Raw genomic sequence first — 25430 nt, forward strand, 5'->3', positions numbered from 1 at the left:
ATGCGGCGCGTCTGCGCCGACACGCCGCCGACGCGCCGGTCGAACGGTCAGACTCCGACGTTCGCTCTGACGTTCGGGGACAAGTCTCTCAAACGGCGCGGCGCTTCAGCTTGCGCCGCTCACGCTCCGAGAGACCGCCCCAGATACCGAACCGCTCGTCGTTCTCCAGCGCGTAGTCCAGGCACTCGGCCCTGACCTCGCAGCCGGAGCAGACCTTCTTGGCCTCGCGGGTGGACCCACCCTTCTCCGGGAAGAAGGCCTCGGGGTCGGTCTGCGCGCACAGGGCACGCTCCTGCCAGCCGAGCAAGGAGTCGTCCGCTTCGGTCAGCTCGTACAGCTCACCGAAGAGCGGCAGGACCCGTGCGACCGGTGCCGCCGTGTTCTCGGCGTCAGTCGGGAACTCCACGTCCGATTCCAGAATGTTCCACATGACGTGCCCCTCCATGCCGTGTCCGTGCTCCGGGCCTTGCCGGCCGACCATGCCGATCCATCTGCCGATCTGTTCCTGCCGATCCATCGTGCCTGGCCAGACCTGCAGCTTCGAGGCCCCGTTGCATATGCGCTACGAAAACTGCATACATGGAATTACACGCGTGTCGCCTGGAGTCGTCAAGCGGAAATGTGCTATCGCCCACGGATTCCACGGGTAATTCACCAGTCCTTCCGCAGGTCGTGGCGTACGTCTCACCTACTGCCCCGCTTTTCATATGCCGGGACACCCGGCGAGTCGCCACGCCGAAGGTCCGAGATGTGCCTGCCGGAGACCGAGCGAGCGCTGCCCGACGTCCTAGGCTGGCGGCATGCAGATCGCGCCCCGCACCGGCGGCCCCGTGCCCGACGTCGCCACCCTCCTCGCCCGTCTCGCCGCCGACGGCGGCCGGCCCCGCCTCACCTGGTACGGGGACGACGGCGAGCGCGTGGAACTCTCCGGCGCGGTCCTCGCCAACTGGGCGAGCAAGACCGTCAACCTGCTCGTCGAGGAGTTCGACGCCGCCCCCGGCACGCGGATCGTCGTCGACCTGCCCGTGCACTGGCGCACCGCGGTGTGGACACTGGCGGCGTGGCGCGCGGGCGTGACGGTCGTGCTCCCCGGCACCGAGGGGGCGTACCCGGACGTTGTGGTCACCGACGGCCCGGACCGCTGGGCCGACGACGGGGCGGACCTCGTCGTCGTCTCGCTGCCCGCGCTCGCCCGCCGGTACGACGGCGAGCTGCCGTCCGGCGCCATCGACGCGGCCTCCGCGGTGATGACCTACGGCGACGCCATCGGCTGGGTGCCGGAGGTGGACCCCGACCAGGAGGCCCTGGTGACCGCTGCGGGCGCCGTCGGGCACAAGGGCCTGGTCCCGGAGCCCGGCGAGGGTGCGCGCGTCCTGGTGGACGGGCGCGGGCCCGTGGCGGAGGTGCTGCGCGGACTGCTGGGTATCTGGGCAGGCGGCGGCTCGGTGGTCCTCACCTCGCCGGCGACCGCCGCGGAGCTCGAGCAGGACGAGGCCCGGCTGACGCGTCTGCTGAGTACGGAGCAGGCGCGGCTGCCGCAGGGGTAGGCGCCCGGTTGAGGGCGTCGAAATGCCCGGTCGCAGGCCGTTTCGGACGTAGCCGCACAACGTCTTCGGTCTTCTCCACGAACCCTCTACGGTCCGACCCCGGGGGGCGCGCCGCCGTCCGACAGGCAGCCCCTAGGATCTGAGGCCGTGACGTTCCCTGACTTCAGCGCCGCAGACGCGACGAGCCCAGACTCCGGGCCGTCCCATGCCCGCACGCTGAACGGGATGAGCGGCGCGGCCCGGACGGTGGCGCTGGTGCTCGTCGCGGCGGTCTCGCTCGCGACGGCGGGCGGGGTGGCGGCGGTGACCCAGCTGACCGGGAACATCGAGACCGCCCAGATGACCGTCCTCGGACCTGACCGGCCCAAGGTGGTGCTGCCGAAGGACCCGAATGCGGGCACCCCGCTGAACATCGTGATCATGGGCAGCGACTCGCGCGACGGGGACAACGGCGGTCTGGCCGGCGGCGGCGAGATGGGCGCCCGGTCGGACACGACCGTCGTCATGCACATCTCGGGCGACCGGTCGCGGATCGAGATGATCTCGATCCCCCGCGACTCGACCGTGGACGTCCCGAGCTGCACCACCGAGGACGGCGCGACGACCGCCGAGCTGTACAGCACCAAGTTCAACGCCGCGTTCTCCCAGGGGGTGCTGGCCGGCGGGAACGTCGCCGACGGCGCCCTGTGCACGGTCAAGACCGTCGAGAAGCTGACCGGCGTCTTCATGGACGGCTTCATCGTGGTCGACTTCGCCGGGTTCTCCTCGATGGTCGACGCCGTGGGTGGCGTGGAGGTCTGCGTCGAGGAGCCGATCTACTCCGAGGACGCGAACCACCTGTCGCTCGACGCGGGTGCGCACACGCTCAAGGGCGTCAAGGCTCTCGACTACGCCCGGGCCCGCAAGGGCGACGGACTGGGCGACGGCTCCGACCTGGGCCGGATCGGCAGGCAGCAGGAGGTCATGGCCTCGCTCGCCCGCAAGGTGCTGAGCCAGGAGGTCCTGACGAACCCCGCCAAGTCGCTCAACTTCCTCAAGGCGGTGACCCAGTCCCTCACCATGAACGAGGAGCTTGCCAGCATCGACGGACTCGCCGGGTTGGCTTACTCCATGCGGAACGTACGGCCTGACACGATCACCTTCATGACTGTCCCCAACGTGTACGACCCGGTACAGACGGCGAACGTGATCTGGACCGACGAGGCCGTACAGCTGTGGGACAACGTCAAGCACGACCGGCCCCTCGACTTCGACCCGGACGCGCCGTCGGCCGAGGCGTCGCCGTCCGCCTCGAGCGACGACGCGAGCCCGTCCGCTCCGAGCGACGACAAGAGCGCGGAAGGTACTTCCGAGCCCGGATCGCCCTCTCCCAGTTCGACAGAGATCAAGCAAGCCGGTGAAGAGGCCTTCACCGGCGCCGACACCACCAAGGTCTGCGGCTAGCCATGTCAGATCCCAGAACGTCGAACCGATCGGCCCCAGGTGCCGACGACGACGTGACGCGCGTCCGGATCCCACCCAGCTTCACGCCGCAGGGCGTGAGCGGGCGGCCGGGCGCCGACGATGCCATCCCGGTGGGTGACACCGGCGAGAGACCACGTACTCTGCCGGGCGTGGCGTCGAGCCCTGAGCAGGGCGGGCTCGCCAACGCGGAGACGCCGGGCGTCGGGGTTCCCGGCGTCGGCGGCGCGCACCGCATCGGACGGCCGGAAGGCTCCTCCGACGGTGCCCGCAGCGAACCACGCATACGCAGACAGTCTTCTCGGGAGGTACCGGTGTCCGGCCAGAGCAACAATCCCCCGCCCGTCCCACGGAGGTCGGGGATGCCGGCGCGCAACGAGTCCGGCGGGGCACCACGCTCCATCCCGCCGCGTTCCGCGCCGCGCGCCGGTGGCCAGCCACCGCAGGCGATCCCGCCGGGCCGCCCGGTCCGGGCGAGCGCGGGCCCCGTGCGTCCGACGCCGGTGCGCAGCGCGCCGCGTCCCCCGGCCGGCGGCGGTCGTGGTGGTGGCTACCCCGCTGGTGCTCTCGCCTCCGGCGGGCGTGGCGGACGCGGCGGCGGCGACATCCGCATCCGCAAGGGCCGCGTGGTCGGCGTCATCGCGGTGCTGGTGCTGCTCGCGGTCATCGCCTGGCCGGTCGGGCTCCTGATCTGGGCCAACGGCAAGATCCAGCACGTCGAGGCACTGTCCGGGGCGGAGAACACGCCGGGTACGACATATCTGCTCGCGGGCTCCGACGCGCGCGGCAGCGGCGGCATCAACGACTCCACCTCGGGTGCGCGCACCGACACGATCATGCTGCTGCACAAGCCGTCGTCGGGGCCGGTCGCGCTCATCTCGATCCCCCGGGACACCTGGGCGGTGATGCCCGACGGCTCGGGGAGCAACAAGATCAACGCCGCGTACTCCTACGGCGGCGCGCCGATGCTGGTCCAGACGGTCGAGACGCTCAGCGGGCTCACCGTGGACCACTACGTCGAGGTCGGCTTCGGCGGCGTCGAGGGGGTCGTGGACGCCGTCGGCGGCGTGCGGCTCTGCCTGGACTACGACGTGCACGACGTGAAGTCGAAGCTCAAGTGGCAGAAGGGCTGCCACGTCGCGGACGGCAAGACGGCACTCGCGTTCTCCCGGATGCGGTACGCCGACCCGACGGGCGACATCGGCCGCGCGCAGCGCCAGCAGCAGGTCATCGCCCAGATCGGCAAGAAGGTCGCGGACCCGGCAGTCCTGCTCAACCCGGCCACACAGGTCGGGCTGGCCGACGCCGGGCTCTCGGCCCTCGTGACCGACACCGACTCGGGCATCATCGACGTGGCCATGATGGGCCTCGCGTTCCGGACCGCGAACGGCGACGACGGTGTGACCGGCACCCCGCCGATCGCGTCGATCGGCTTCCGCACCCCCTCCGGTGCCTCGGCGGTGCTGCTCGACGAGAACCAGACCCCCGAGTTCTGGGCGAAGATCCGCGACGGCGGCTACGAGGCGGGCCAAGAGGTCGGCGGTATGCCGAAGTGATCTGGCCGTAGGGCCAGACCTGTCCGGTGGTCGGGCTTGTCGAGACCGCGCCTGGTCTCGACAAGCCCGACCACCGGGGGGCGACTCAGGTCAGAGCTGGGCGCGGAGCTTCGCGCCCTTGGCGTGCGCCACCGCGCTCAGCTCCGCCTGGAACGCCTCCATGCGCTCCCGCAGGGCCGCCGCCTCCTCGCCCGCGCCGGAGGCCAGGATGCGCGCCGCCAGGAGACCCGCGTTGCGCGCCCCGCCGATCGACACCGTCGCGACGGGCACGCCGGCGGGCATCTGCACTATCGACAGCAGCGAGTCCATGCCGTCCAGGTACTTGAGGGGCACCGGCACCCCGATCACGGGCAGCGGCGTCACCGAAGCGAGCATGCCCGGCAGGTGTGCGGCGCCGCCGGCGCCCGCGATGATCACGCGCAGCCCGCGCCCCGCGGCCTGCCGCCCGTAGTCGATCATCTCGGTGGGCATGCGGTGCGCGGAGACGACGTCGACCTCTACCGGCACGTCGAACTCGCGCAGCGCCTCGGCGGCCGCCTCCATGACCGGCCAGTCGGAGTCCGACCCCATCACGATGCCGACCTGTATGCCGGTCTGCGGAGTGGTGCTCATGCGTTCGCCTCTTCCTCGGTGTTGTCGCCGCGCAGCAGTGCCGCAGCCGCGATCGCCCGACGCCGGACCTCGTCCAGGTCGTCGCCGCTCACGTTCACGTGGCCGAGCTTCCGGCCGGGCCGGATGCCCTTGCCGTACAGGTTCACGCGTGCCTCCGGGAAGGCCGCGAGCAGCTCGGGCAGCGCGCCGGTGAGCTCGTCCAGCGTGGAGCCGAGCACGTTCGCCATGACGGTCCAGGCAGCTACCGGCTCGGTGGCGCCGAGCGGCAGGTCCAGGACGGCGCGCAGGTGCTGCTCGAACTGGCTGGTCACGGCGCCGTCGATGGTCCAGTGGCCGCTGTTGTGCGGGCGCATGGCGAGCTCGTTGACCAGGACCGTCGGCGTTCCGTCAGGCCCACCCGTGACCTCGAACATCTCGACCGCCAGCACGCCGGTCACGTCGAGCCCTTCGGCAACCGTCGTCGCGATCTCTCGCGCACGGACGTCGAGCTCCGCGGTCAGGCCGGGCGCCGGGGCGATCACCTCGGAGCACACGCCGTCGCGCTGCACCGACTCCACGACGGGCCATGCCCGCACCTCGCCGGACGGCCGCCGGGCCACCAGCGCGGCCAGCTCGCGCACGAACGGCACCTTCTCCTCGACCAGCAGGGGCGGGCCGCCGTCGGCCACCCCGGCGAACCAGTCGGCGACGTCGTCCGCGGACGAGACCACGCGGACGCCCTTGCCGTCGTAACCGCCGCGGGAGGTCTTGACGACTGCCTCGCCGCCCACCTCCGTCAGGAAGGCGGCCAGGGCGGCCCGCCCCTCCTCGGGGGACGACGACGGCAGCGGAGCCCACCGCGGGCACGGCACGCCGAGCTCCGTGAGCCGCTGCCGCATCACGATCTTGTCCTGCGCCTGCACCAGCGCGTGCGGGCCGGGGCGTACCGGCGTCCCGTGCTCGATGAGGTCCGTGAGCAGGGCGTTCGGCACGTGCTCGTGCTCGAACGTCAGCACCGACGCGGCAGCGCCGTCGGTGGGCGCGATGAGCGAACGGATCGCGGCCTCGTCCGAGGCCGCACCTACCGGCGTGTCCGTCACGACCTGCGCCGCGGACGAGCCCGGCTCCTCCACCAGGACCCGCAGGTGGATGCCCAGCTCGCCGGCGGCGGGGGCCATCATCCGGGCCAGCTGCCCGCCTCCCACGACTGCTACGACGGGCGGCCCGGACTGAAGAGTTTCTCTTGCGCTCACGTAGGTGAAGCCTACCGTCGGCCGCGGCTCTTCTTCTGGCCGAAGCTGGAGATCTTCGACCCCACCGGCAGCACCTGGTGCGGGTCGAGCGTCTTGGGCACGCCCGACAGGAACACCGAGAACACCGGCGGGGTGCGCTGGGTGAGCTGGAGGTTTCCGCCGTCCGCCGCGACCAGGTCCTTGGCCAGCGCGAGCCCGAGGCCCGTCCCGGCACCCAGCGTGACACCGCGCTCGAAGATCTTGCCCTGCATGTCCTCGGGCACGCCTGCGCCCTCGTCCGTGACCTCGATGGCCATGGCGCCCCGCTGGCCCTCACGGATCCGCAGGGTGGTGGTGCCGTCGCCGTGCTTGAGCGAGTTCTCCAGCAGCGTGGACAGCACCTGGGCGAGCGCACCGGGGGTGGCCAGGACGCGGGCTCCGCCGGAGTCCTCGACGTTCAGGTGCCGGCCCGCCCGTTCGAAGGACTCGCGCCACTCCTCCTCCTGCTGGAGGAAGACGACGGCGACGTCCACGGACTCCGTGGTGCCGCCCTGGGCACGCCGCGAGCGGGAGAGGAGATCGTCGACCACCCCGACCAGCCGCTCCACCTGCTCGAGCGAGATCCGGGCCTCCTCCTGCACGTCCGGCTCGGTGGAGGTGAACGTGATCTCCTCCAGGCGCATGGTGAGCGCCGTGAGCGGCGTGCGCAGCTGGTGGGAGGCGTCCGACGTGAACTGTCTCTCCACGGCGAGCCGCGCCGCGAGTCGGTCGGAGCTCCGCGCCAGCTCGGCCGCGACCAGGTCGATCTCCTCCACGCCGGACGGGTCCAGCCGTGGCCGCACCTGTCCCGCGCCGAGCTGTTCGGCCGAGGCCGCCAGGTACACGAAGGGTTGTGCGAGCCGGTTCGCCTGCCAGGCCGCCGTGACGGCACCCGCGGCGAAGGCGCCCACGCTGCCGAACACGACGAGCACGACGACGTTGATCGCCTTGATGTACGCCGGCCAGGCCGAGACGGAGACCAGCACACCCATCACCGGTTGCGCCTCGGAGATGAGGCCCAGCTCGATGGTGGCACCGGAGACGGGCTCGCCGGCGACGAGCTGCTTCCCGTCGGGCTGGTTCACCGTCACGTAGGCGACGATGTCCGTGTCCTGGGGCTGCACGGCCCGGTCGAGGACCGACTGGTCGACGAAGCCGGCCTCCGCGGCCGAACGGTTGCGTTCGTAGGAGTTGACGGAAGAGGACAGGAGGTCCTGCACCCGGGTCTCGACCCGCTGAACTTCCTGGCCGTAGATGTACCGGGCACCGAAGATCGCGAGCGGGATGCCCAGGAGCAGGACGGCGACCGCAACCGCGGCGATCGTCGCCTGCAGCACGCGGGCGCGCATCTGGCTAGCTCGCCCCGATCTCGAAGCGGAAACCGAGACCGCGCACGGTCGAGACGTAGCGCGGTGCGTTGGCGTCGTCGCCGAGCTTGCGGCGCAGCCAGGAGACGTGCATGTCCAGCGTCTTGGTCGAGCCGACCGGGTCCGAGCCCCAGACGTCGCGCATGAGCGTGTCCCGGACGACCACGGAGCCGGCGTTCTGCACGAGGACGCGCAGCAGGTCGAACTCCTTGGTGGTCAGGTGCAGCTCGCGGTCCCCCTGGAAGGCACGGTGCGCGGAGACGTCGACGCGGACGTCCTGCGCGTGCAGCTCCTCCTCCTCGCCGGTCTCGCCGTGCGAGCGGCGCAGGAGAGCCCGCACCCGCGCCAGCAGCTCGGCAAGTCGGAAGGGCTTGGTGACGTAGTCGTCGGCACCGGCGTCCAGGCCCACGACGAGGTCTACCTCGTCGGCACGGGCAGTCAGCACCAGCACGGGCACGGTGAGGCCGTTGGCCCTGATCTCGCGCGCGACATCGAGCCCGTCCATGTCCGGAAGGCCCAGGTCCAGAACTACGATGTCCGCACCGGTCGAGCTCTCGATCGCACCTTTGCCGGTTCCTTGCACGACGACGTCGTATCCCTCACGGGAGAGCGCTCGTGCCAACGGCTCGGCAATGGCCGGGTCGTCCTCGGCTAGGAGTACGTGAGTCATTTCGCCATCGTAGGGCATAACCGACGCTCTGGCGCTACCCGGGCACACACGGGACGGCCGTACTACCGAATCCTTTCGGCAGAGCGAGCCATGGCGCAAGTGCTACCACGGTATGACGCGCCACCGCAACGGTTCGACCTACTCTGACCTGCATGGGTTGGTACGAGCGGTGGGCGCAGTGGTCGGAGCGGTACCGGTTCCTCATGGACCTCGCTCTGACGGCGCTGGTTTGCCTGTTCGTGGTGGTGACCGCCGGCAACACGGGCCCCTACTACCTCACCTCCGTCGAGGCCGCCCTGATCTCCGCCGCGGTGGTCGCGCCGCTCGCCTGGTGCCGCACCCGCCCGGTCGCGTCGTGCATCGCCGTGTTCGTGGTGTGCATGGTGCAGATCATCGCCTTCAACGTCTCCCTGCTCCTGCCGGCCAACCTGGCCGTGCTGGTATCGATGTACTGCGTCACGGTCTACGGGCCCCGCTGGGCCTATCTGATGGCGTGCGGGATGGCCGTGGTCGGCCCGCTCACCTTGGGTGCCATGATGTGGCTTCAGGTCCAGGACGCGCCCTTCGCGGCCGATCCTGCCCCGACCGTCGGCACGGTCGTGGTGATCATGACCTTCTTGGCCTGCTCGTTCGCGTTCGGCCTCGTACGCCGGTCCCGACGCACGATGCTCGTGGCCATGCGAGACCGCGCCGAGCGCCTCGAGATCGAGCGGGACCAGCAGGCCCAGATCGCCACGGCGGCCGAGCGGTCGCGCATCGCCCGCGAGATGCACGACATCGTCGCCCACTCCCTGTCGGTGATCATCGCGCAGGCCGACGGAGGGCGCTACGCCGCGGCCGCGGACCCCGCCGCCGCGGCGCGCTCCCTCGGCACCATCGCCGAGACGGGCCGGGCCGCCCTCGCCGACATGCGGCGGCTGCTCGGGGTGCTGCGGCAGGACCAGCCCAGCGTCGCCACTCCGCTCGGCCTGATGGCGCCGGACGCGATAGCGCCCGGGCGCGCGCCGGGCTCCGGGACTCCGTCCGGCACGGCCCCTCAGGGCGCGGGCGGCTCCCCGCCCGCGGCGTCACCGTCGTCGGGCGGCGCTGCCCCCTTGCAGCCCCAGCCCGACACCAACGACATCGCGGGCCTGGTCGACCAGGCCCGCGACGACGGCCTGCGGGTCTCGTTCGCCCGGGTGGGCGCGGAGCGTCGCCTGCCGCCCGGTGTGGGGCTCACGCTGTTCCGGGTCTGCCAGGAGTCGCTCACCAACGTGCGCAAGCACGCGGGCCCGCGGCCCGCCGTCACGGTCCTGCTGCGCTGGGGCGAGGACGAGGTGGAGCTGCGGGTGGACGACGACGGACGCGGCCTGGCCGCCGACGGCTCCCCCGGCCCCGACGAACCACCGCCCACCGCCGGGTACGGCCTGCTCGGGATGCGCGAGCGTGCCGAGATGTTCGGCGGCACGCTCACCGCCGGCCCGCGCCGCGGCGGCGGGTTCTCGGTGCGGTTCGTCATCCCCATCCCGCGTGCCGAGCACGCGGGCCAGCACGACACCCAGAACGACACACAGGCCGACACACGAGGAGCACGATGACCTACGCCCCCGACGAACCCGCCCGGCCCGTGCGGGTCGCGCTCGTCGACGACCAGCCACTGGTCCGCGCAGGCCTGCGCATGGTCATCGACTCCCAGCCCGACCTGCAGGTGGTGGTCGAGGCCGACGACGGGCGCGACGCGCTGCACCGCCTGGCGACCACGGCGACCGACGTCGTGCTGATGGACGTGCGCATGCCCGGGATGGACGGTCTCTCCGCCACCCGGGCCCTCCTGGCCGACGGCGCCGCCGCCGCGGCGGGCGACCCCCGCGTCGTGGTGCTCACGACGTTCGACCTTGACGAGTACGTGCTCGACGCCATCCGGGCCGGGGCCAGCGGCTTCCTGCTCAAGGACGCACAGCCGGAGGAGCTGCTGACGGCGATCCGGACGGTGTACCAGGGCGACGCGGTGATCGCGCCGTCGTCCACCCGGCGGCTCATGGAGCGCCTGGTCACGGCGCTGCCGCCGGACGAGGCGGCAGGCCCGCAGGAGGCCCTGGCCGCCCTGACGAGCCGCGAGCGCGAGGTGCTCGTGCTCATGGCCCGGGGGCGTTCCAACACGGAGATCGCCACCGACCTGTTCGTCGCCGAGGCGACGGTCAAGACGCACGTCGGGCGCATCCTGTCGAAGCTCGACGCCCGTGACCGCGTGCAGGCCGTGGTCACCGCCTACGAGACCGGCCTGGTCCGTCCCGGCTCCTGATCCGCCGCACCCCTCACGCCGCCGCGAGCGCCGCCAGCGGATGGGTGCGGACGGCGGCCCGCGCGGGCCCCACCGAGGCGACCAGGCCTGCGACCAGCGCGACGCCGAGGACCACCGCGATCTCGGTCCACGGCACCACGAGCGGCACGCTGCCGAGGGCGGACAGCGCGGTCGTGGCGCCGGCCCAGCCGTACAGGAGGCCGAGCGCCACGCCGAGCACGGCGCCCACCGCGGCGATGACCATGCCCTCGACGGCGAGCGTGGCCCGTAGCTGTGCCTTCGAGAGCCCGATGGCCCGGAGCACGGCGTTCTCCCTGGTGCGGTCCATGACGGACAGCGAGAGGGTGTTGGCCACCCCGACGAGGGCGATGACCACGGCCACGGACAGCAGCCCGACCACGATGCCGAGGATCACGTCGACGATTCTCTGGTAGGCGGCCTGCTCGACGAACATCCCGGCGACCCGCACGGTCTCCCCGGTGGTCGAGACGGCCTCCTGCACGGCCGAGACGACGGCGGTGGCGTCCTGGCCCTCGTCGACCTTCGCCCAGACCTCGCCAGCGGCGGCGCCCGCGTCGAAGGCGACGAGGTCCTGCGGCGTCAGATAGGCACGGTCGGCCTGGGAGTCCGTGTGCACCACGTCGAGGATCGCGGCCCCGTCCGGCCCGGTGAGCTCTATCGCGTCGAGGCCCGCCAGGCCGTACAGCTCGGCCGCCCGCTCAGGGACCACGAGGGTGCCCGGCCGCAGCGCGTCCGCGTCGACCGGGGTGTTCGCGACCGACCGCAACGCCTCCGGGTCGACGACGGCGAGCTGGACCGGCCTCCCCCCGTCCGCCCGCTCGGCGGACACACCCGTCACCTCGATCACGGTGCGCAGCCCGTCGGCGCCGCGCAGGGCGTCGAGCACCGCTGCGGGAACGGCCGCGGCGGAGCCGTCCCGGTCGTACGTGGTGCTCGTGGCCTGGAGGTCGACGGGGAAGCGCTCGTCCAGCTTCTCGTCCATCGCGACCCGGGCGCTCGCGGCGCCGGCCGTCATCATCGAGACCAGGGTGACGCCGATGAGCAGCGCGGTGGACGTCGCCGCCGTCCGGTGCGGGTTGCGCAGGGTGTTGGCCGACGCGAGTCGTGCCGCCGGTCCTCCGACGCCCACGACGCGCCCGAACGCGGCGGCGACGCGGGGCAGCCAGAAGACGGATCCGACGATGACACCGACCAGCGACAGGGAACCACCGAGGACCGTGGCGAACAGTCCGACGTCGATGCTGCCGGACGTCCCGAGGGCCACGCCCCCGGCCAGGAGCGCGAGCCCGCCGACGGTGGCGAGCACGGCGAGCACCGCCCTGCCGCGAGCAGGCCCGCGCGGGCCGGGTGCGGCGGCGGCGCGCATGGCGGCGAGCGGGGCGACGAGGGACGCGGCCTTGGCCGGGGCGAGCGCGGCGGCGAGGGTCACCAGGAGACCGACCGCGAGGGGGATCAGGAGGGCGGGGGCGCTCGGGGTGATGGTCGCCGGCAGGGCGACGCCGAGGTCGAACCCTGGCGCGACCATGAGGCCGACCTGCACGAGCAGGGATCCGACGACGACGCCCACGGCCGAGGCGAGCGTGCCGAGGACCGCGGCCTCGAGCAGGACGCCGCGGTAGACCTGTCCGGTGCTCGCGCCCACGCAGCGCAGGAGCGCGAGGTCGCGCGACCGTCGCGCGACGAGGACCTGGAGCGTGTTCGTGATGACGAGTGCCGCGACCACCAGGGAGACGGCGGCGAGGGCGAGGGCGAAGACGAGGTAGACGATGTTCTGGCCGCCGGAGATCGCCGAGACGACGTCCTCCGCGCGTTCCTCGGGCGTGGTGATCTCGGTGGCGGACGGGACGGCCGCGGCGAGGGCGCTCTTCGCCGCCTCGAGGGCGGCCTCGTCGCCGGGCCGGTCCAGGGCGACGACGAGCGTCCTCATGCCTGGCGGCTCGGCCGCGCCCGCCTCGTCGGCGATCCGCTGCTCCAGCGCCCCGGCGGTGATGACCGCGACGCCGCCGCCCGCCGCGTAGGTGCCCTGCGGATCGTCGACGATGCCCGACACCGTCAGCTGCTCGGTGGTCTCCTGGCCGCCGTAGCACTCGGCGCCGTCCTTGTCGGCGGCGGGGTCGCCGCCCCGCAGACAGCGGGTCGACGCGATGGTGTCGCCCACGGAGACGCCGAAGAGCTTCGCGGCGTCCACGGGGAGCACTATCTGGTCGGGGCGGTCGAGGCGGTCGGCCCGGACGGGGCGGTCGGCCCAGGCGCCGTCGACCAGGACCAGGGGCGACAGCCGCGGGTCGGAGGGGTTGGCGACCAGCGACTGGTGGACCGTCCGGCCGCCGTGGCTGAGCTCCGCGTAGGCGCCGCGGAACCCGTCGGCCGCCGCCACACCCTCGACGGCGCGTACCGCCTCAGTGTCGGCGGAGGTCATGGTGCCGTCGCGTTCGAAGACCACGAGGTCGGCGGCGGCGTACTGCGCTGACACCTGGGCGTACGTGGTGCGGGTGACGATGTCTCCGGCCTGCAGCGTCGCGGCCACGAACGCGGTGCTGATGACCACGGCGACGCCTGCCGCGGCGAGCCGGCGGACGCTGTGCCGCAGCTGGCGCAGGGCAAGACGGGTGACGGGGGCGGTGGTCACGGGCTACTCCGCCGCGAGCGCCGCCACCGGGTGGGTGCGGACGGCGGCCCGCGCCGGCACGACGGAGGCGAGCAGCCCGGCCACGAGGGCAACGCCGAGCACCATCGCGATGTCGGCCCACGGGATCACGAGCGGCACGTCGCCCATCGAGGAGAGCGCGGTGGTGGCGCCGGCCCAGCCGTACAGGACACCGAGCAGCACCCCCAGCGCCGCCCCCACGCCGGCGATGAGCATCCCCTCGATGGCGAGCATGCTTCGCAGCTGCGCCTTCGAGAGCCCGATGGCCCGGAGCATGGCGTTCTCCCGGGTGCGCTCGATGACGGACAGCGACAGCGTGTTGGCGACGCCGATCAGGGCGATCACCACTGCCACTGCCAGCAGGCCCACCACGATGCCGAGGATCACGTCGATCACCTGCTGGTAGCTCTGGCGCTGGACCACCGCGCCGGTCACCTCCACCACCTCGTCGGTGGTGGACACCGCGTCCTGCACGGAGGCGACCGTGGCGGCGACGTCCTCTCCCTCGGCGACGCTCGCCCATACGCGGTTGGGTTCGAGATCCGGATGGATGGTCGCGAGGTCCTGCGGCACGAGGAACGCGTACGCGTACTGGGCGTCGACCCCGACGACGTCGAGGGTCGTCGTCCCGCCGGGGCCGGTGAGCTCGATCTGGTCCCGGCCCTCGAGCCGGTAGGTCTTGGCCACCCCGTCCGGGACGACGAGCGTCCCGGGCTGCAGCGCACCGAAGTCCTCCGGCGTGTTGACGACGTCGCGCAGCTGGTCGGGTGCCGCCGCGAGCGTGGGGATCCACTGCTCGTCGCCCGCCGTGGAGACCGATGCGTCGGTGACGGCCGCGGTGGACCGCAGCCCGTCGACGCCGTCGACCACGTCGGCGACCGCACCGGGCATGGCGGCCATCTGCTCGCCGTCGTAGGTGGTGGTCGCGACGTCGACGTCGACGGGGAACTGGGCGTCGAGCTCGTTGTCCAGGGTGGTGCGTGCGCTGGCGGCGCCCGTCGTCATCATGCCGACGAGGGTCACGCCGATGAGCAGCGCGGTGGACGTCGCCGCCGTCCGGCGCGGGTTGCGGAGCGTGTTGGCCGCCGCGAGGCGGGCCGACGGCCCTGCCGCGCCCACGAGCCTGCCGATGCCCGCGGCGACCTTCGGCAGCCAGAACACCGAGCCGATGATCACGCCGATCAGGGAGACGGACCCACCGCCGACGGCGGCCAGCAGGCCGACGTCGATGCGTCCCTGCAGGCCCAGCACGATCCCCAGGGCCAGCGACGCGAAGCCGCCGACGGACATGATCGTCGCGAGGACCGCGCGGGCCCGCCCGGCGCCCTTGCCCAGGGTCGGGGCGTCGGCCGGCCGGAGCGCGGCCAGGGGCGCCACCCGCGAGGCCGCACGCGCCGGGGCGAGGGCGGCGGTGAGCGTGACGAGGATGCCGACCGCGAGGGGGGCGATGAACACGGGTGCGCTGAGCTCGACGGTCTCGGGGAGCGGCACACCGAGGTCGAAGGCCGGCGCGACCATGAGACCGCCCTGGACCAGCGCGGTACCCACGACGATGCCCGCGAGGGATGCGAGCGTGCCGAGGATCGCCGCTTCGAGGAGGACGCTGCGGTAGAGCTGACCGGTGCCGGCCCCGACACAGCGCAGCAGCGCGAGGGTGCGGGACCGCTGCGCGACGAGCACCTGGAAGGTGTTCGCGATGACGAGGCCCGCCACGACGAGCGCGACGGCGGCGAACGTCAGGACGAAGATCAGGAAGACCAGGTCCTGACCGCCGGACATGCCGGCCACCATCTGCTCGGCGTGCTCGTCGGTGGTGGTGACGTCCGTAGCGGAGGGGACTGCGTCCGCCAGCGCGGCGCGCACCGACTCGACGGCGGCGGGGTCGTCGAGCGCGACGACTATCGTGCCGGTCGTCGACGACATGTCCGGCGATGACTCGTCGGACATCCACTGCGCGAGCGTGGGTGCGCTCAGGACGGCGACGCCGCCCATGGCGCTGTAGGCGTCGTACGGGTCCTGGACGAGGCCGACCACCGTCAGCTTGTCGACGACCTCGTGACCCTCGTAGGTCTCCGAACCGTCCTCGAGCCTCGTCGGCTCGGTGTCCGTCACCCAGCGGGAGGAGGAGACGGCGTCGCCGAGGCCGACGCCGAGCCGTTCGGCGACGTCCTCGGGCAGCGCGATCTCGTCGCCGGCCGCCGGCCACTCGCCGTCGGACACCTGGAGCGGCGTGAGTCGCGGGTCGGACGCTGCACCGACCACGCCCTGGAAGATCGACCTCCCGCCGTGGTTGAGCTCCGTGTAGAACGTCTCCTGCGCGTCGGCGGCGGCGACGCCCTCGACACCCCGGGCGGCCTCGACGTCGGCCTCGGTCAGGGACTGGGCGTCGTCGAAGACCACCAGGTCGGAGTCGGCGAGGGTCGCCGAGACCTGGGCGTACGTGGTGCTGGTGATGATGTTGCCGGCCAGCAGCGTGGCGGCGACGAAGGCGGTGCCGATGGCGATGGCGACACCTGCCGACGCCAGCCGGCCCGCGCTACGACGCATCTGCCCCAGGGTGAGGCGGGTTGCGGGCATGGAGCCGGCCATCAGGCACCTGCCGCACTGGTCGTGCTGCCCGGACCACTGGCGACGGCGGGTTCGAGGGTACGCAGCGCGTCCAGGCCGGCCATCGCGGAATCAGGCGTGGGATCACTGATGTCCCCCGCGATCCGGCCGTCAGCGATCAACACCGCACGATCCGCGTACGCAGCCGCCGACGGGTCGTGCGTGACCATGATGATCGTGCGACCCAGCTCCCGCACCGAACGCCGCAGGAACGACAGCACCTCGGCCCCCGAACGCGAGTCCAGGTTCCCCGTGGGCTCGTCCGCGAACACCACGTCCGGCTGCGCGATCAACGCGCGCGCGATCGCGACACGCTGCTGCTGCCCACCGGAGAGCTCACCCGGCCGGTGCGTGAGGCGCCCCTTCAACCCCAGGGTCTCCACCAGGGTGTCGAACCAGGCCCGGTCCACGCTCCCGCCCGCCAGCTCCACCGGCAGCGTGATGTTCTGCTCCGCCGTGAACATCGGCAGCAGGTTGAACTGCTGGAACACGAACCCGACCCGATCCCGACGCAACCGCGTCAACGCCTTGTCGTTCAGACCCGTGATCTGCGTGTCACCCAGGAACGCCTGCCCGCTCGTCGCCGAGTCCAGACCCGCCAGCAGGTGCATCAGGGTCGACTTGCCCGAGCCCGACGGGCCCATGATCGCCGTGAACCGGCCCTGCTCGAAGTCGACGTCCACCCCGTCCAGGGCCCGCACGGTCGCCTCACCCTTCCCATAGGTCTTGGTCAGGTTCCGGGCCCGTACGGCGCGGGCGGAGCTGCCCGGCATGGGGGCCGGCTGGTCCGCCGGGACGTACACGGTGGTGTCCACGAGTTTTCTCCTCGAGTCGTCGATCGCTGCTGGTACCGCGGGCGGGCGCTGCGGGCCGTGCCGCAGGCCTCTGCGGCACGGCCGCCGGTAGCGGCTCGCGCCGGGCGGTGCGTGCGGGGAGGTCCCCTGCTCGCCGCCCGGAAGTGGTCCGGCCTTCCCGGGTCTGACCCCGGTACGGCCGGCGGATACGAACCTACGGAGCCGGGACCGGTCTGGGCATCGGGCGTCGGCCTGATCCTTCCCGGACCGTGTCATCCCCTGGTCGTACATCCGGCCGACCCCGAGTAGGGGCAGTCACCCAGGGGTTGTGCCGTAGCGAACACGACGGCGAGCCTGTGGAAACCGGCATCGTGCACAGGAATCCCCGCAACGGTCCCGATCTGGGCACCTGAACGACAAGGCTGAGGTCCATGACCCGACCCCCGTCGTCCGACGGCGCCGTGCGCGTGACCCTGCACCCTGGTGAGGACCTCCTCCTGCGCCCCGGCACCCGCCTGGCCGACCTCCGTGCGCCCCTCGCCTCGCTCGTCCGACGTCCGGAGCTGCGGTACGCCACGTTCGCCGTCGACGGCGAACCGCTGACCGACGACCAGATGGTCGGCGAGCGCCCCCTGCTGCCCGGCGCGGTCCTCGGGGTGCTGCGACCGGGCCCGTGCGGGGCCGGACCTGCGCCGGGTCCTGATCTACGGTCCGCCGCGGCCCAGCCCTGGCTCGTCACCCGCGTGACCGGGCCCGACGCCGGGATCGTGGTCGGAGTCAGCGGACCGCTGGCCGTCCTCCGTGCCTGGGTCCGCATGCGGCGGGACGGGCGCGTCGAGGTCCGCAGGACGGGCGGCCCAGCAGCGTGGCTCGCGCCCCGCACCATGCCCCCGCACAGCGGTGTGCACTGGACGCTCACGCTGCTCCCTGCCGCCGCGTCGCTGAGCCTCGCCGCAGCGCTACGCCAGCCGCTCCTGGCGGTGTTTGCGCTGGTAGGCCTGGTTGTGGCGCTTCCGCAGCTCCGTGCCGCCCGGCAGCGGGCCAGGACCGACGGCGCGCCGCGGGACCGGTCGCGGGAGCTGCCGGGGCCGGGCGGTCTCCTGGCCTTCGCGCACGCCGCGCACCACGTGTCGCCAGGCGCCTGGGCCGCCGCGCTGGCCGCCCACGCCACGGCACACGCCTCCGGCACGCCCGGCGGCCCGGGCACTCCCCCTGGGACACCCTCACGCCTCATACCCCCGCCGTCCGACAGCCCCTGGGAACGGCTGCTGCACGACGGCGTCGTCGCCGTGCTCGGACCCCGGGAGCTGGCCCGCTCCGTCGCCCGCGCGCTCGTCGCCGACCGTGCCGCACGGGGAGCCGAGGTACGGGTCGGCCCCGGCACCCGTGGCTGGTCCTGGGCCCGCTGGCTCCCCCAGGGCGGACCGCTCGTCCTCGTCCTGGACGACGGCGACTCTGCCGCAACGCCCCCCGGTCCCCTTGCCCGTCCCCTTGCCGGCCCCGACGACCACCTCGTGGTGTCCGTCGGAGCCGTACCGCCCGGGTGCCGCGCCGTGGCCGACGTGCTCGACGCCCGCCGCGTCCGGATCACCGGACCCGACGGAACGGCCCGCACCGTGCCGCTCGTCGGCGTCACCACCGAATGGGCCGAGCACCTGGCTCGCCTCCTCGCCGGTGCCGCCCGGCTCGGCCGCACCGGACCCGAGCCGGGCGGCCGAGCCGGACGCCCGGAAGACGTCCTCCTACCCGCCGTCGTACCCCTGACCAGGGCCCACGGCCTTGCCCAGGTGCCCGGACCGCGGGCGCTCGCGACGGTCTGGGGCAGTACGGACAGCTGGGCGGTGCCGCTGGGCACCGGCACCGACGGCGCACCCGTACGCCTCGACCTGGTGCGTGACGGGCCGCACCTGCTCGTCGCCGGCACTACCGGTTCGGGCAAGTCGGAGCTGCTCCAGACCCTCGTGCTCGGGCTCGCCCTGACCCGCTCGCCCGCCGACCTGGCCCTCGTGCTGGTCGACTTCAAGGGCGGCGCCAGCCTCGGCGCGTGCCCGGGACTGCCGCACGTCGTCGGCCAGGTCACCGACCTCGAGCCGGGGCTCGCGGCACGGGCGCTCTCCGGGCTGCGAGCGGAGCTGCGCCGCCGTGAACGGGTCCTCGCAGCGCACGGTGTGGCGGACGTCGCCGCCCTGCCGCCCGGCGTGCTGCCCCGGCTCGTCGTGGTGATCGACGAGTTTCGCGCGCTGGCCGACGACCTGCCCGAGTTCCTGCCGGCCCTGCTGCGCGTCGCGGCACAGGGGCGGTCGCTCGGTGTGCACCTGGTGCTCGCGACGCAGCGGCCGGGCGGGGCCGTCGGGCCTGACCTGCGGGCCAACGTCAGTGCACGGATCGCGCTCCGCGTCACCAACCCCCTGGAGTCGCGTGACGTGCTCGACGATCCCGCCGCGGCGCGCATCCCGGTCGCGGCACCGGGCCGGGCGGTCCTGCGCCTGGGATCCGCACCGCCCGTGACCCTGCAGTGCGCGCACGTCACCGCACCGCCCGATGCCGAGCTCCCCCTGGTGCACCGTGCCCCGGCCTGGCCCGCGGCTCCCCGCAGCACACCGGACCAGCCACCCGTCGGCCGGCCGGATCCCGCACACCCGGATACCGCACACCCGGATACCACAGGGCCAGATACCACACGGCCGGACGCCGCAGCGCTCGTCGTCGACGCGGCCCGCCGTGCCGCGGCCAACTTGGGCCATGTCCCGGGCGCCCCGCCGTGGCTGCCGCAGCTCCCCCACCGGGCGACAGTCTCCGTCCTGCCACCGGCGACCCGGCGCGACCGCACAGGACTCGTCCTCGCCCTCGGCGACGACCCGGACCGGCAGCGTCGCACGACGGTCACGTGGAAACCTGGCGACGGCCATCTAGCGGTCGTCGGACGGGCACGCTCAGGACGAACCACGGCACTGGTCACCCTCGCGATCGACGCCCTGCGGCAGGGCTGGACAGTACGAGGGATCACCCGCGATCCGCGCTCGCTCGCGCCCCTCGAGCAGTTTCCCGGCTACGGCGGGACCGCCCGCCCGGACGACGCGGGGGCCGTCGCCGACGTGCTCACCGCCGCAGCCGTCGGCACGGCCACCGACGCAGACACCGACACCGGCCCGACCCGCACGCTGGTGCTCGTCGACGCGGCAGAGGACGTGCGCGGCACCCTGCCACCAGCAGCGTTGCAGTCAGCGGTAGCGTTCGCGCTCGCAGCAGACAGCCCCTCGGTGGGCGGTCTGTCGGCACGGGTAGGGCCGCGGCTGGTGCTGCTCGGCACCGACCGCGCGGCCGACGTGGTGCTCGGGGCGCCGGTGGCGCTCGCCGGTTCGGGTGGCCCACCGGGCCGTGCGGCATGGTGCGGCCGAGGCGAACCGGTGCTCTGCCAGGTGCTGGAGCCCCAGATCAGTCCTCGGATCAGTCCTCGGATCAGTCCTCGGATCAGTCCTCGGAGCCGGTCTCCGACGTCGCCGCCACGACGGATGGCGTCATGAGCAGACCGCCCACTACCACGGCGATCGTGAGAGCCACCCATCCACCCGGGACGGAGACCCCGGTGCCGCTGCCGGTCGCCGCGACCGAACCGACGATCTGAAAGAGCTGCCAGGTCACGACGGGTCCGCGGCCTGAACGACGTCCCGCGAGAAGAGCCCGGCAGGACACAACGAGAACCCAGGCGACACCCAGGAGGAAGAAAAACAGAAAGAGGCTCACCCCGAGTGAGGAGGAACCGCCAGTAAGGAGTTCACCAAGTAATGCCACGGCGAAAGCAACGAGGCCGATCACCTCGATCAGGACGCCGATCACGAGGGCACGAAGAAACACCGGGACACCGCGCGCGAAAAAGGCTTTCAGTACTGGCATGACGGACTAGGATACTGGTGAGCGGCTTATTCACAATAGTGTGACGGATACCTCAGGGTTCACGATGAAGAAACTTCGCCGTAACCCCTTGTGCGAGCGTTCACGAGCGTGTGAACCTAGACGCAGCAAGCCACCACACCCCGAACAAACCCCCGTCGGTTGTCGCCTGGCGCACAGGGATCGTAAATCCGATCCACAACCAGACCTGTGCGCCCCAGACGCACGACGACGATGCTCCCACTTGGCGAGCCGGACGGCGGGTAGTTCCTTCCAAGGAGTACGTGACCATGGACTGGCGCCACCGCGCAGCATGCCTCGAAGAGGACCCCGAACTGTTTTTCCCGATCGGTAACACGGGCCCCGCCCTGCTGCAGATCGAGGAGGCCAAGGCCGTGTGCCGTCGCTGCGACGTCGTCGATACCTGCCTCAAGTGGGCTATCGAGTCCGGCCAGGACGCCGGCGTCTGGGGCGGTATGAGCGAGGACGAGCGCCGCGCGCTCAAGCGTCGCACCGCACGCGCTCGTCGCGCGGGCTGACCTCCGCACCACAGCTTCTCCGCGAGCCGCGCCTGAGCACTCCCCCCTTCGCTCGGGCGCGGCTCGCGTCATTCCATTTCGGCTGTACCTGGGTGCGCGTGAACTGCGCGCCCAGTTCTTGGCGCCCAGTTCTTGTGTGCCCAGTTCTTGTGTGCCCGAATGCCGGTCCCGATGCCGCGACGCGGTGCTCAGGACGCCCGGCTCAGAGGCCGCCCGGCTCAGAACCGCGAGGAATCGGCCACGCGCAGCACCAGCTGCAGTTCCACCTGCGTGCCGCCGCCCTCGCGGGTCGACCATTCGATGGTGCCCCCGAGCTCGTTGGTGACCAGCGTGCGCACGATCTGGGTGCCCAGCCCGCTGCCGGGGCCCACCGCGCCATCGCCGTTCTGCGACAGCCCGACGCCGTCGTCGGCCACGACCACCCGCAGGGCCGAGTTCTCCCGCTCCACGCCGATGTTGATGGTGCCCACCGTGCGGCCCACGAACCCGTGCTCCACCGCGTTGGTGACCAGCTCCGTGAGCACGAGCGCGAGCGGCGTCGCGTCCTGCGCGGGCACCATGCCGAACGAACCGGTGCGCACCGTACGGACCGAGGTCCCGGCCGAGGCGACGTCGGCGGTGAGGCGCAGCGCCCGGCCCACCATGTCGTCGAGCTCGACCTGCTCGTCCAGCGTCTGCGAGAGGCTCTCGTGCACCAGCGCGATGGTCGAGACGCGCCGCATGGCCTCCTCGAGCGCCTCCTTCGCGGCCGGCACGTCCATCCGCCGGGCCTGGAGCCGCAGCAGCGCCGACACCGTCTGCAGGTTGTTCTTGACCCGGTGGTGGATCTCGCGGATCGTCGCGTCCTTGGTGATGAGCTCCCGCTCGCGCCGCCGCAGCTCGGAGACGTCACGGCACAGCAGCACGGCGCCGATGCGCTGGCCGCGGTCCGTCAACGGCATCGCACGCAGGGACAGCGACACCCCGTGCGCCTCGATGTCCGTGCGCCACGGCGCGCGGCCCATCACGACGAGCGGCAGCGACTCGTCGACGGGCTTCAGCTGCTCGACCATGTCGGCGGTGACCTCGACGAGCGACTGCCCCACGAGCGGGCCGATGACGCCGAGCCGGTGGAAGCACGACAGGGCGTTCGGGCTCGCGTACAGCACCTCGCCCTCGGAGTTGAGGCGGATCAGGCCGTCGCCGACGCGGGGCGCGCCGCGCCGCGACCCGGTCGCCGCGTTCGGCAGCGGGAACTCGCCGCGCGGGATCATCGCCACGAGGTCGTCGGCTGCCTCGACGTAGTTCAGCTCCAGGCGCGACGGCGTGCGGCCCGAGCCCAGGTTGGTCTGCCGCGCGATCACCGCGATCGCCGTGTCCTTGTGGACGACGGGGACCGCCTCCTCGCGCACCGCGTACGCGCCGAACCAGCGCGGCTCCCTGGCCCGCTGCGCCTTGGCCTCGGCCATCGCCTTCGCGAGCTGCGGGCGCTGCCCCTCGGGCGCGAAGGAGCCGACGATGTCGTCGTAGTGCACGGTCGCGCCCGTCGAGGGACGGCACTGCGCGATCGCGATGAACCGCCCGTCGTCGGTGGGCAGCCACAGCACCAGGTCCGCGAACGCCAGGTCCGAGACCACCTGCCAGTCGCCGACCAGCAGATGCAGCCACTCGACGTCGGCGGGCTCGAGATCGGCGTGCTCAAGGATCAGGTCACTCATCGCGGACACGCGCCCAGCCTATGCCGGAACCGTCCATCGCCCGGTGCGGGCCCGGTGCGCAGCCCGTTGCGGACGCTGTGCACGGCCCGTTGCTGGCCCCCGTCCGCGGTGTCACCGGTGCCTATCGGACGCACGCAACGTGTCGGGTTAGAGTTCCACCACCGGCATGCCCCGTCGTCGCGAGGAGGAAGAGCCCGTGCACCTGACAGTGGACCTGACGTTCCCCGCGGACATCGCCGACGTCTCCACGATGCTCGCCGACGAGTCGTTCGTGCGGTGGCGTGCCCAGCGTTCCACCGGATCCGTGAACGGTGTGGTCGAGCAGGCCGACGTCACAGGCACCGCGGAGACCGGCTTCACCGTGGTGGTACGCCGCACCCTGCCCACCGACATCATCCCCGTGCAGGCACGCCCGTTCGTCGGCGCCCACCTCGAGATCCGCCAGGCCGAGGCCTGGGAGGCGGCTTCCGAGGGCCGGCGCACCGGAACGGTGGCCGTCGAGATCATGGGCGCGCCGGTCCGGGTCACCGCGACGGCGGCCCTCACCACGCTGCCCGACGGCGGGACGCGTCTCGTCTATGCGGGCGACGTGCGGGCGACGGTGCCGCTCTTCGGCTCGGTGATCGAGGAGGCCGCGGTCACCGCGGTGCGGACGACTCTCGAGACCGAGGCGGAGGCCGGCCGTGACTGGCTCGCCGGCAAGCGCACCGGGACGGCCTGAGCCGCACCGCTCCGGACGCCCCGCCGTGGGCGCCCGCCGCACGGTCGCCGCGAGCACCGCTACCGTGGCGACACCCTTGCCAACCCGTGCTCGGTCCTGGCGCAACCTCGCCATCTCGGGCACCCCAATGCACCAGTATGGCTTCAACCCCTGCCCTTTTCGGGCGGCAGATGCTAGAACCTGAGCGAACATTCGTGTCGGATGTGGGCAACTTTGTGCTCTGATATCGCTTTCAAGCCCCGACACACACGAGTCCCGATCACGAGGAGTCCCAGTGCCCAGCAAAAACGGACCGGTCCGAAGCCGGACCGTCGCCCCCCGACGCGCGGTCCTCGCCGCGCTCACGGCCGCCGTCCTGCCCCTCACCGCCTGCGGCTCGCTCCTGGGGCAGAGCCCGACGGGCGACGGCGGCGACGAGGACGGCCCGATCACGCTGACCGTGTCGACGTTCAACAACTTCGGCTACACCGACGAGCTGCTCGCGGAGTACACGAAGGAGCACCCGAACGTCACGGTCGAGCACATCGTGGCCCCCACGTCGGACGAGGCCCGCCTGCAGATGCTCAAGGCCTTCACGACGGGTGACGGCGCCGAGCTCGCGGACGTCGTGGCCGCCGAGGTCGACTGGATGCCGGAGCTGATGCAGCACTCCGAGCTGTTCGAGGACCTGACGGACCCCGACGTCAGCAAGCGCTGGGTGGACTGGAAGGTGGCACAGGCCACCACGCCGGACGGCAAGCTGCTCGGCTACGGCACCGACATCGGCCCCGAGGCCATCTGCTACCGCGCAGACCTGTTCGAGGAGGCCGGTCTGCCGTCCGACCGCGAAGAGGTCGCCGAGCTCCTCGGCGGCAAGGACGCGACCTGGGAGCGCTACTTCGATGTGGGCCGCCAGTTCGCCCAGCAGTCCGACGTCGCCTGGTTCGACGGCGCGACCGGCACGTTCCAGGGCATGGTCAACCAGCTTCCCGCCGCGTTCGAGGACCCGGCGACGCAGCTGCCCCTCGACCTCTCGACCAACAACGAGGTCCGCTCGGTCTACGACCAGATCACCTCGGCGATCGACGACGGGCTCTCGGCCGGCCTCGTGCAGTGGTCACCCGAGTGGGCGGCAGGCTTCCAGGAGAACGCCTTCGCGACCATGCTGTGCCCTGGCTGGATGATGGGCCCGATCGAGTCCTACTCCACGGGTGTGCAGGGCTGGGACGTCGCCAACGTCTTCCCCGGCGGCGGCGGCAACTGGGGCGGCTCGTTCCTGGCGGTTCCGTCCGCCGGCGCGTACACCGAGGAGGCGAAGGAGCTCGCCGCCTGGCTCACCGCTCCCGAGCAGCAGACGCAGGCCTTCACGACCGCCGGTGCGTTCCCGTCGCAGATCGACGCGCAGGGTTCCGAGACCGTCCAGGGCTACAACAACAAGTTCTTCAACAACGCCCCGGTGGGCAAGATCTTCACGGCCCGGGCGCAGTCCATCGACGGCGCCCCCTACAAGGGCCCGTACTACTTCGCGTTCCGCGACGAGGTGGGCAACGCTCTGACCGCAGTCGATACCGGTAGCAGCGGTCCGGAGATCGCCTGGAACCGGGCAGTGCAGACCGTCGGCGACTTCCGGGTCAAGGAGTAAGGCGCGCAGTCTTCGCCCGCTACCCGTCTTGACACGACCCGGTCGACGGCGCAACGATCAGTGCCCGTGGGAGCGCTACCACACCTAGTTTTGGGAGCGCTTCCAGCGCCGGTACGCAGGCGTGCCCGCACGTGACGCGACCGCACCG

Annotated in this window: 19 protein-coding genes; 9 read left to right on the plus strand and 10 right to left on the minus strand. The window is 72.3% G+C overall.

Features of this window, described 5'->3' with window-relative positions; translation table 11 throughout:
* Positions 1-88: 88 nt before the first annotated feature.
* Positions 89-430: a WhiB family transcriptional regulator gene (locus tag ACQEVI_RS07790; protein ID WP_432905851.1), complete on the minus strand. Its 342-nt coding sequence runs from the start codon at positions 428-430 to the stop codon at positions 89-91.
* A gap of 370 nt (positions 431-800) precedes the next feature.
* Between ACQEVI_RS07790 and ACQEVI_RS07795 the strand changes: the two genes are divergently transcribed.
* The 3 genes from ACQEVI_RS07795 to ACQEVI_RS07805 all read left to right on the plus strand — a co-directional run bounded on the left by ACQEVI_RS07795 (position 801) and on the right by ACQEVI_RS07805 (position 4564).
* Positions 801-1547, plus strand: coding sequence for a TIGR03089 family protein (locus ACQEVI_RS07795; protein WP_432896505.1), 747 nt, complete (start codon positions 801-803; stop codon positions 1545-1547).
* 147 nt (positions 1548-1694) lie between these two features.
* Positions 1695-2990 carry an LCP family protein gene (locus tag ACQEVI_RS07800; protein WP_432896508.1) on the plus strand — a complete coding sequence of 432 codons (1296 nt, stop codon included), beginning with the start codon at positions 1695-1697 and terminating at the stop codon, positions 2988-2990.
* Between the two features lie 53 nt (positions 2991-3043).
* Positions 3044-4564 carry an LCP family protein gene (locus ACQEVI_RS07805; protein WP_432896511.1) on the plus strand — a complete coding sequence of 507 codons (1521 nt, stop codon included), beginning with the start codon at positions 3044-3046 and terminating at the stop codon, positions 4562-4564.
* Positions 4565-4654: 90 nt separating this feature from the next.
* Here the strand turns inward: ACQEVI_RS07805 and purE are convergent, their stop codons facing one another.
* The 4 genes from purE to ACQEVI_RS07825 form a co-directional block, all read right to left on the minus strand.
* Complete coding sequence (gene purE, locus ACQEVI_RS07810) at positions 4655-5176, minus strand: 5-(carboxyamino)imidazole ribonucleotide mutase (RefSeq protein ID WP_432896514.1); 522 nt, start codon at positions 5174-5176, stop codon at positions 4655-4657.
* Positions 5173-6336 (minus strand): 5-(carboxyamino)imidazole ribonucleotide synthase, encoded by a 1164-nt coding sequence (locus ACQEVI_RS07815; RefSeq protein ID WP_432905854.1) that lies wholly within the window; start codon positions 6334-6336, stop codon positions 5173-5175. Before ACQEVI_RS07815 ends, purE begins: the two co-directional genes overlap by 4 nt.
* Before the next feature lie 83 nt (positions 6337-6419).
* Complete coding sequence (locus ACQEVI_RS07820) at positions 6420-7775, minus strand: sensor histidine kinase (protein ID WP_432896517.1); 1356 nt, start codon at positions 7773-7775, stop codon at positions 6420-6422.
* Between the two features lie 4 nt (positions 7776-7779).
* The gene (locus ACQEVI_RS07825) at positions 7780-8463 is read right to left on the minus strand and encodes a response regulator transcription factor (protein ID WP_026366105.1); all 684 of its coding nucleotides are present in this window, start codon (positions 8461-8463) and stop codon (positions 7780-7782) included.
* 152 nt (positions 8464-8615) lie between these two features.
* Between ACQEVI_RS07825 and ACQEVI_RS07830 the strand changes: the two genes are divergently transcribed.
* Both ACQEVI_RS07830 and ACQEVI_RS07835 read left to right on the plus strand, forming a co-directional pair.
* Entirely contained in the window at positions 8616-10040 is a 1425-nt protein-coding gene (locus ACQEVI_RS07830) for a DUF7134 domain-containing protein (protein ID WP_432896522.1), read from the plus strand.
* The gene (locus ACQEVI_RS07835) at positions 10037-10744 is read left to right on the plus strand and encodes a response regulator (protein WP_432896525.1); all 708 of its coding nucleotides are present in this window, start codon (positions 10037-10039) and stop codon (positions 10742-10744) included. The genes ACQEVI_RS07830 and ACQEVI_RS07835 overlap by 4 nt, the downstream gene beginning before the upstream one ends.
* Positions 10745-10757: 13 nt before the next feature.
* On the opposite strand, the gene ACQEVI_RS07840 is transcribed toward ACQEVI_RS07835, so the two are convergent.
* From ACQEVI_RS07840 to ACQEVI_RS07850, 3 genes are read right to left on the minus strand one after another with little or no spacing between them, the layout of a single operon-like run.
* Positions 10758-13394 carry an FtsX-like permease family protein gene (locus tag ACQEVI_RS07840; protein WP_432896527.1) on the minus strand — a complete coding sequence of 879 codons (2637 nt, stop codon included), beginning with the start codon at positions 13392-13394 and terminating at the stop codon, positions 10758-10760.
* 3 nt (positions 13395-13397) lie between these two features.
* Positions 13398-15989 (minus strand): ABC transporter permease, encoded by a 2592-nt coding sequence (locus tag ACQEVI_RS07845; protein ID WP_432896531.1) that lies wholly within the window; start codon positions 15987-15989, stop codon positions 13398-13400.
* A gap of 11 nt (positions 15990-16000) precedes the next feature.
* Positions 16001-16834: an ABC transporter ATP-binding protein gene (locus tag ACQEVI_RS07850; protein WP_432896534.1), complete on the minus strand. Its 834-nt coding sequence runs from the start codon at positions 16832-16834 to the stop codon at positions 16001-16003.
* 410 nt (positions 16835-17244) lie between these two features.
* Between ACQEVI_RS07850 and ACQEVI_RS07855 the strand changes: the two genes are divergently transcribed.
* Positions 17245-20337, plus strand: coding sequence for an FtsK/SpoIIIE domain-containing protein (locus tag ACQEVI_RS07855; protein ID WP_432896537.1), 3093 nt, complete (start codon positions 17245-17247; stop codon positions 20335-20337).
* Here the strand turns inward: ACQEVI_RS07855 and ACQEVI_RS07860 are convergent.
* Positions 20285-20707: a hypothetical protein gene (locus ACQEVI_RS07860; RefSeq protein WP_432896540.1), complete on the minus strand. Its 423-nt coding sequence runs from the start codon at positions 20705-20707 to the stop codon at positions 20285-20287. The genes ACQEVI_RS07855 and ACQEVI_RS07860 overlap by 53 nt on opposite strands.
* Positions 20708-20994: 287 nt before the next feature.
* Here ACQEVI_RS07860 and ACQEVI_RS07865 point away from each other — a divergent pair, with 287 nt between their 5' ends.
* Positions 20995-21243: a WhiB family transcriptional regulator gene (locus tag ACQEVI_RS07865; RefSeq protein ID WP_026365970.1), complete on the plus strand. Its 249-nt coding sequence runs from the start codon at positions 20995-20997 to the stop codon at positions 21241-21243.
* 218 nt (positions 21244-21461) lie between these two features.
* Here ACQEVI_RS07865 and ACQEVI_RS07870 read toward each other — a convergent pair whose 3' ends face one another.
* The gene (locus ACQEVI_RS07870; protein WP_432905858.1) at positions 21462-22940 is read right to left on the minus strand and encodes a sensor histidine kinase; all 1479 of its coding nucleotides are present in this window, start codon (positions 22938-22940) and stop codon (positions 21462-21464) included.
* Positions 22941-23106: 166 nt separating this feature from the next.
* Here ACQEVI_RS07870 and ACQEVI_RS07875 point away from each other — a divergent pair, with 166 nt between their 5' ends.
* Both ACQEVI_RS07875 and ACQEVI_RS07880 read left to right on the plus strand, forming a co-directional pair.
* Positions 23107-23661, plus strand: a complete 555-nt coding sequence (locus ACQEVI_RS07875; RefSeq protein WP_432896543.1) for a DUF2505 domain-containing protein — start codon at positions 23107-23109, stop codon at positions 23659-23661.
* Between the two features lie 274 nt (positions 23662-23935).
* The gene (locus ACQEVI_RS07880) at positions 23936-25282 is read left to right on the plus strand and encodes an ABC transporter substrate-binding protein (protein ID WP_432896546.1); all 1347 of its coding nucleotides are present in this window, start codon (positions 23936-23938) and stop codon (positions 25280-25282) included.
* Positions 25283-25430 lie beyond the last annotated feature (148 nt).

Origin of the sequence: Promicromonospora sp. CA-289599, from assembly GCF_050936155.1 — a bacterium.
Classification (GTDB): domain Bacteria; phylum Actinomycetota; class Actinomycetes; order Actinomycetales; family Cellulomonadaceae; genus Promicromonospora.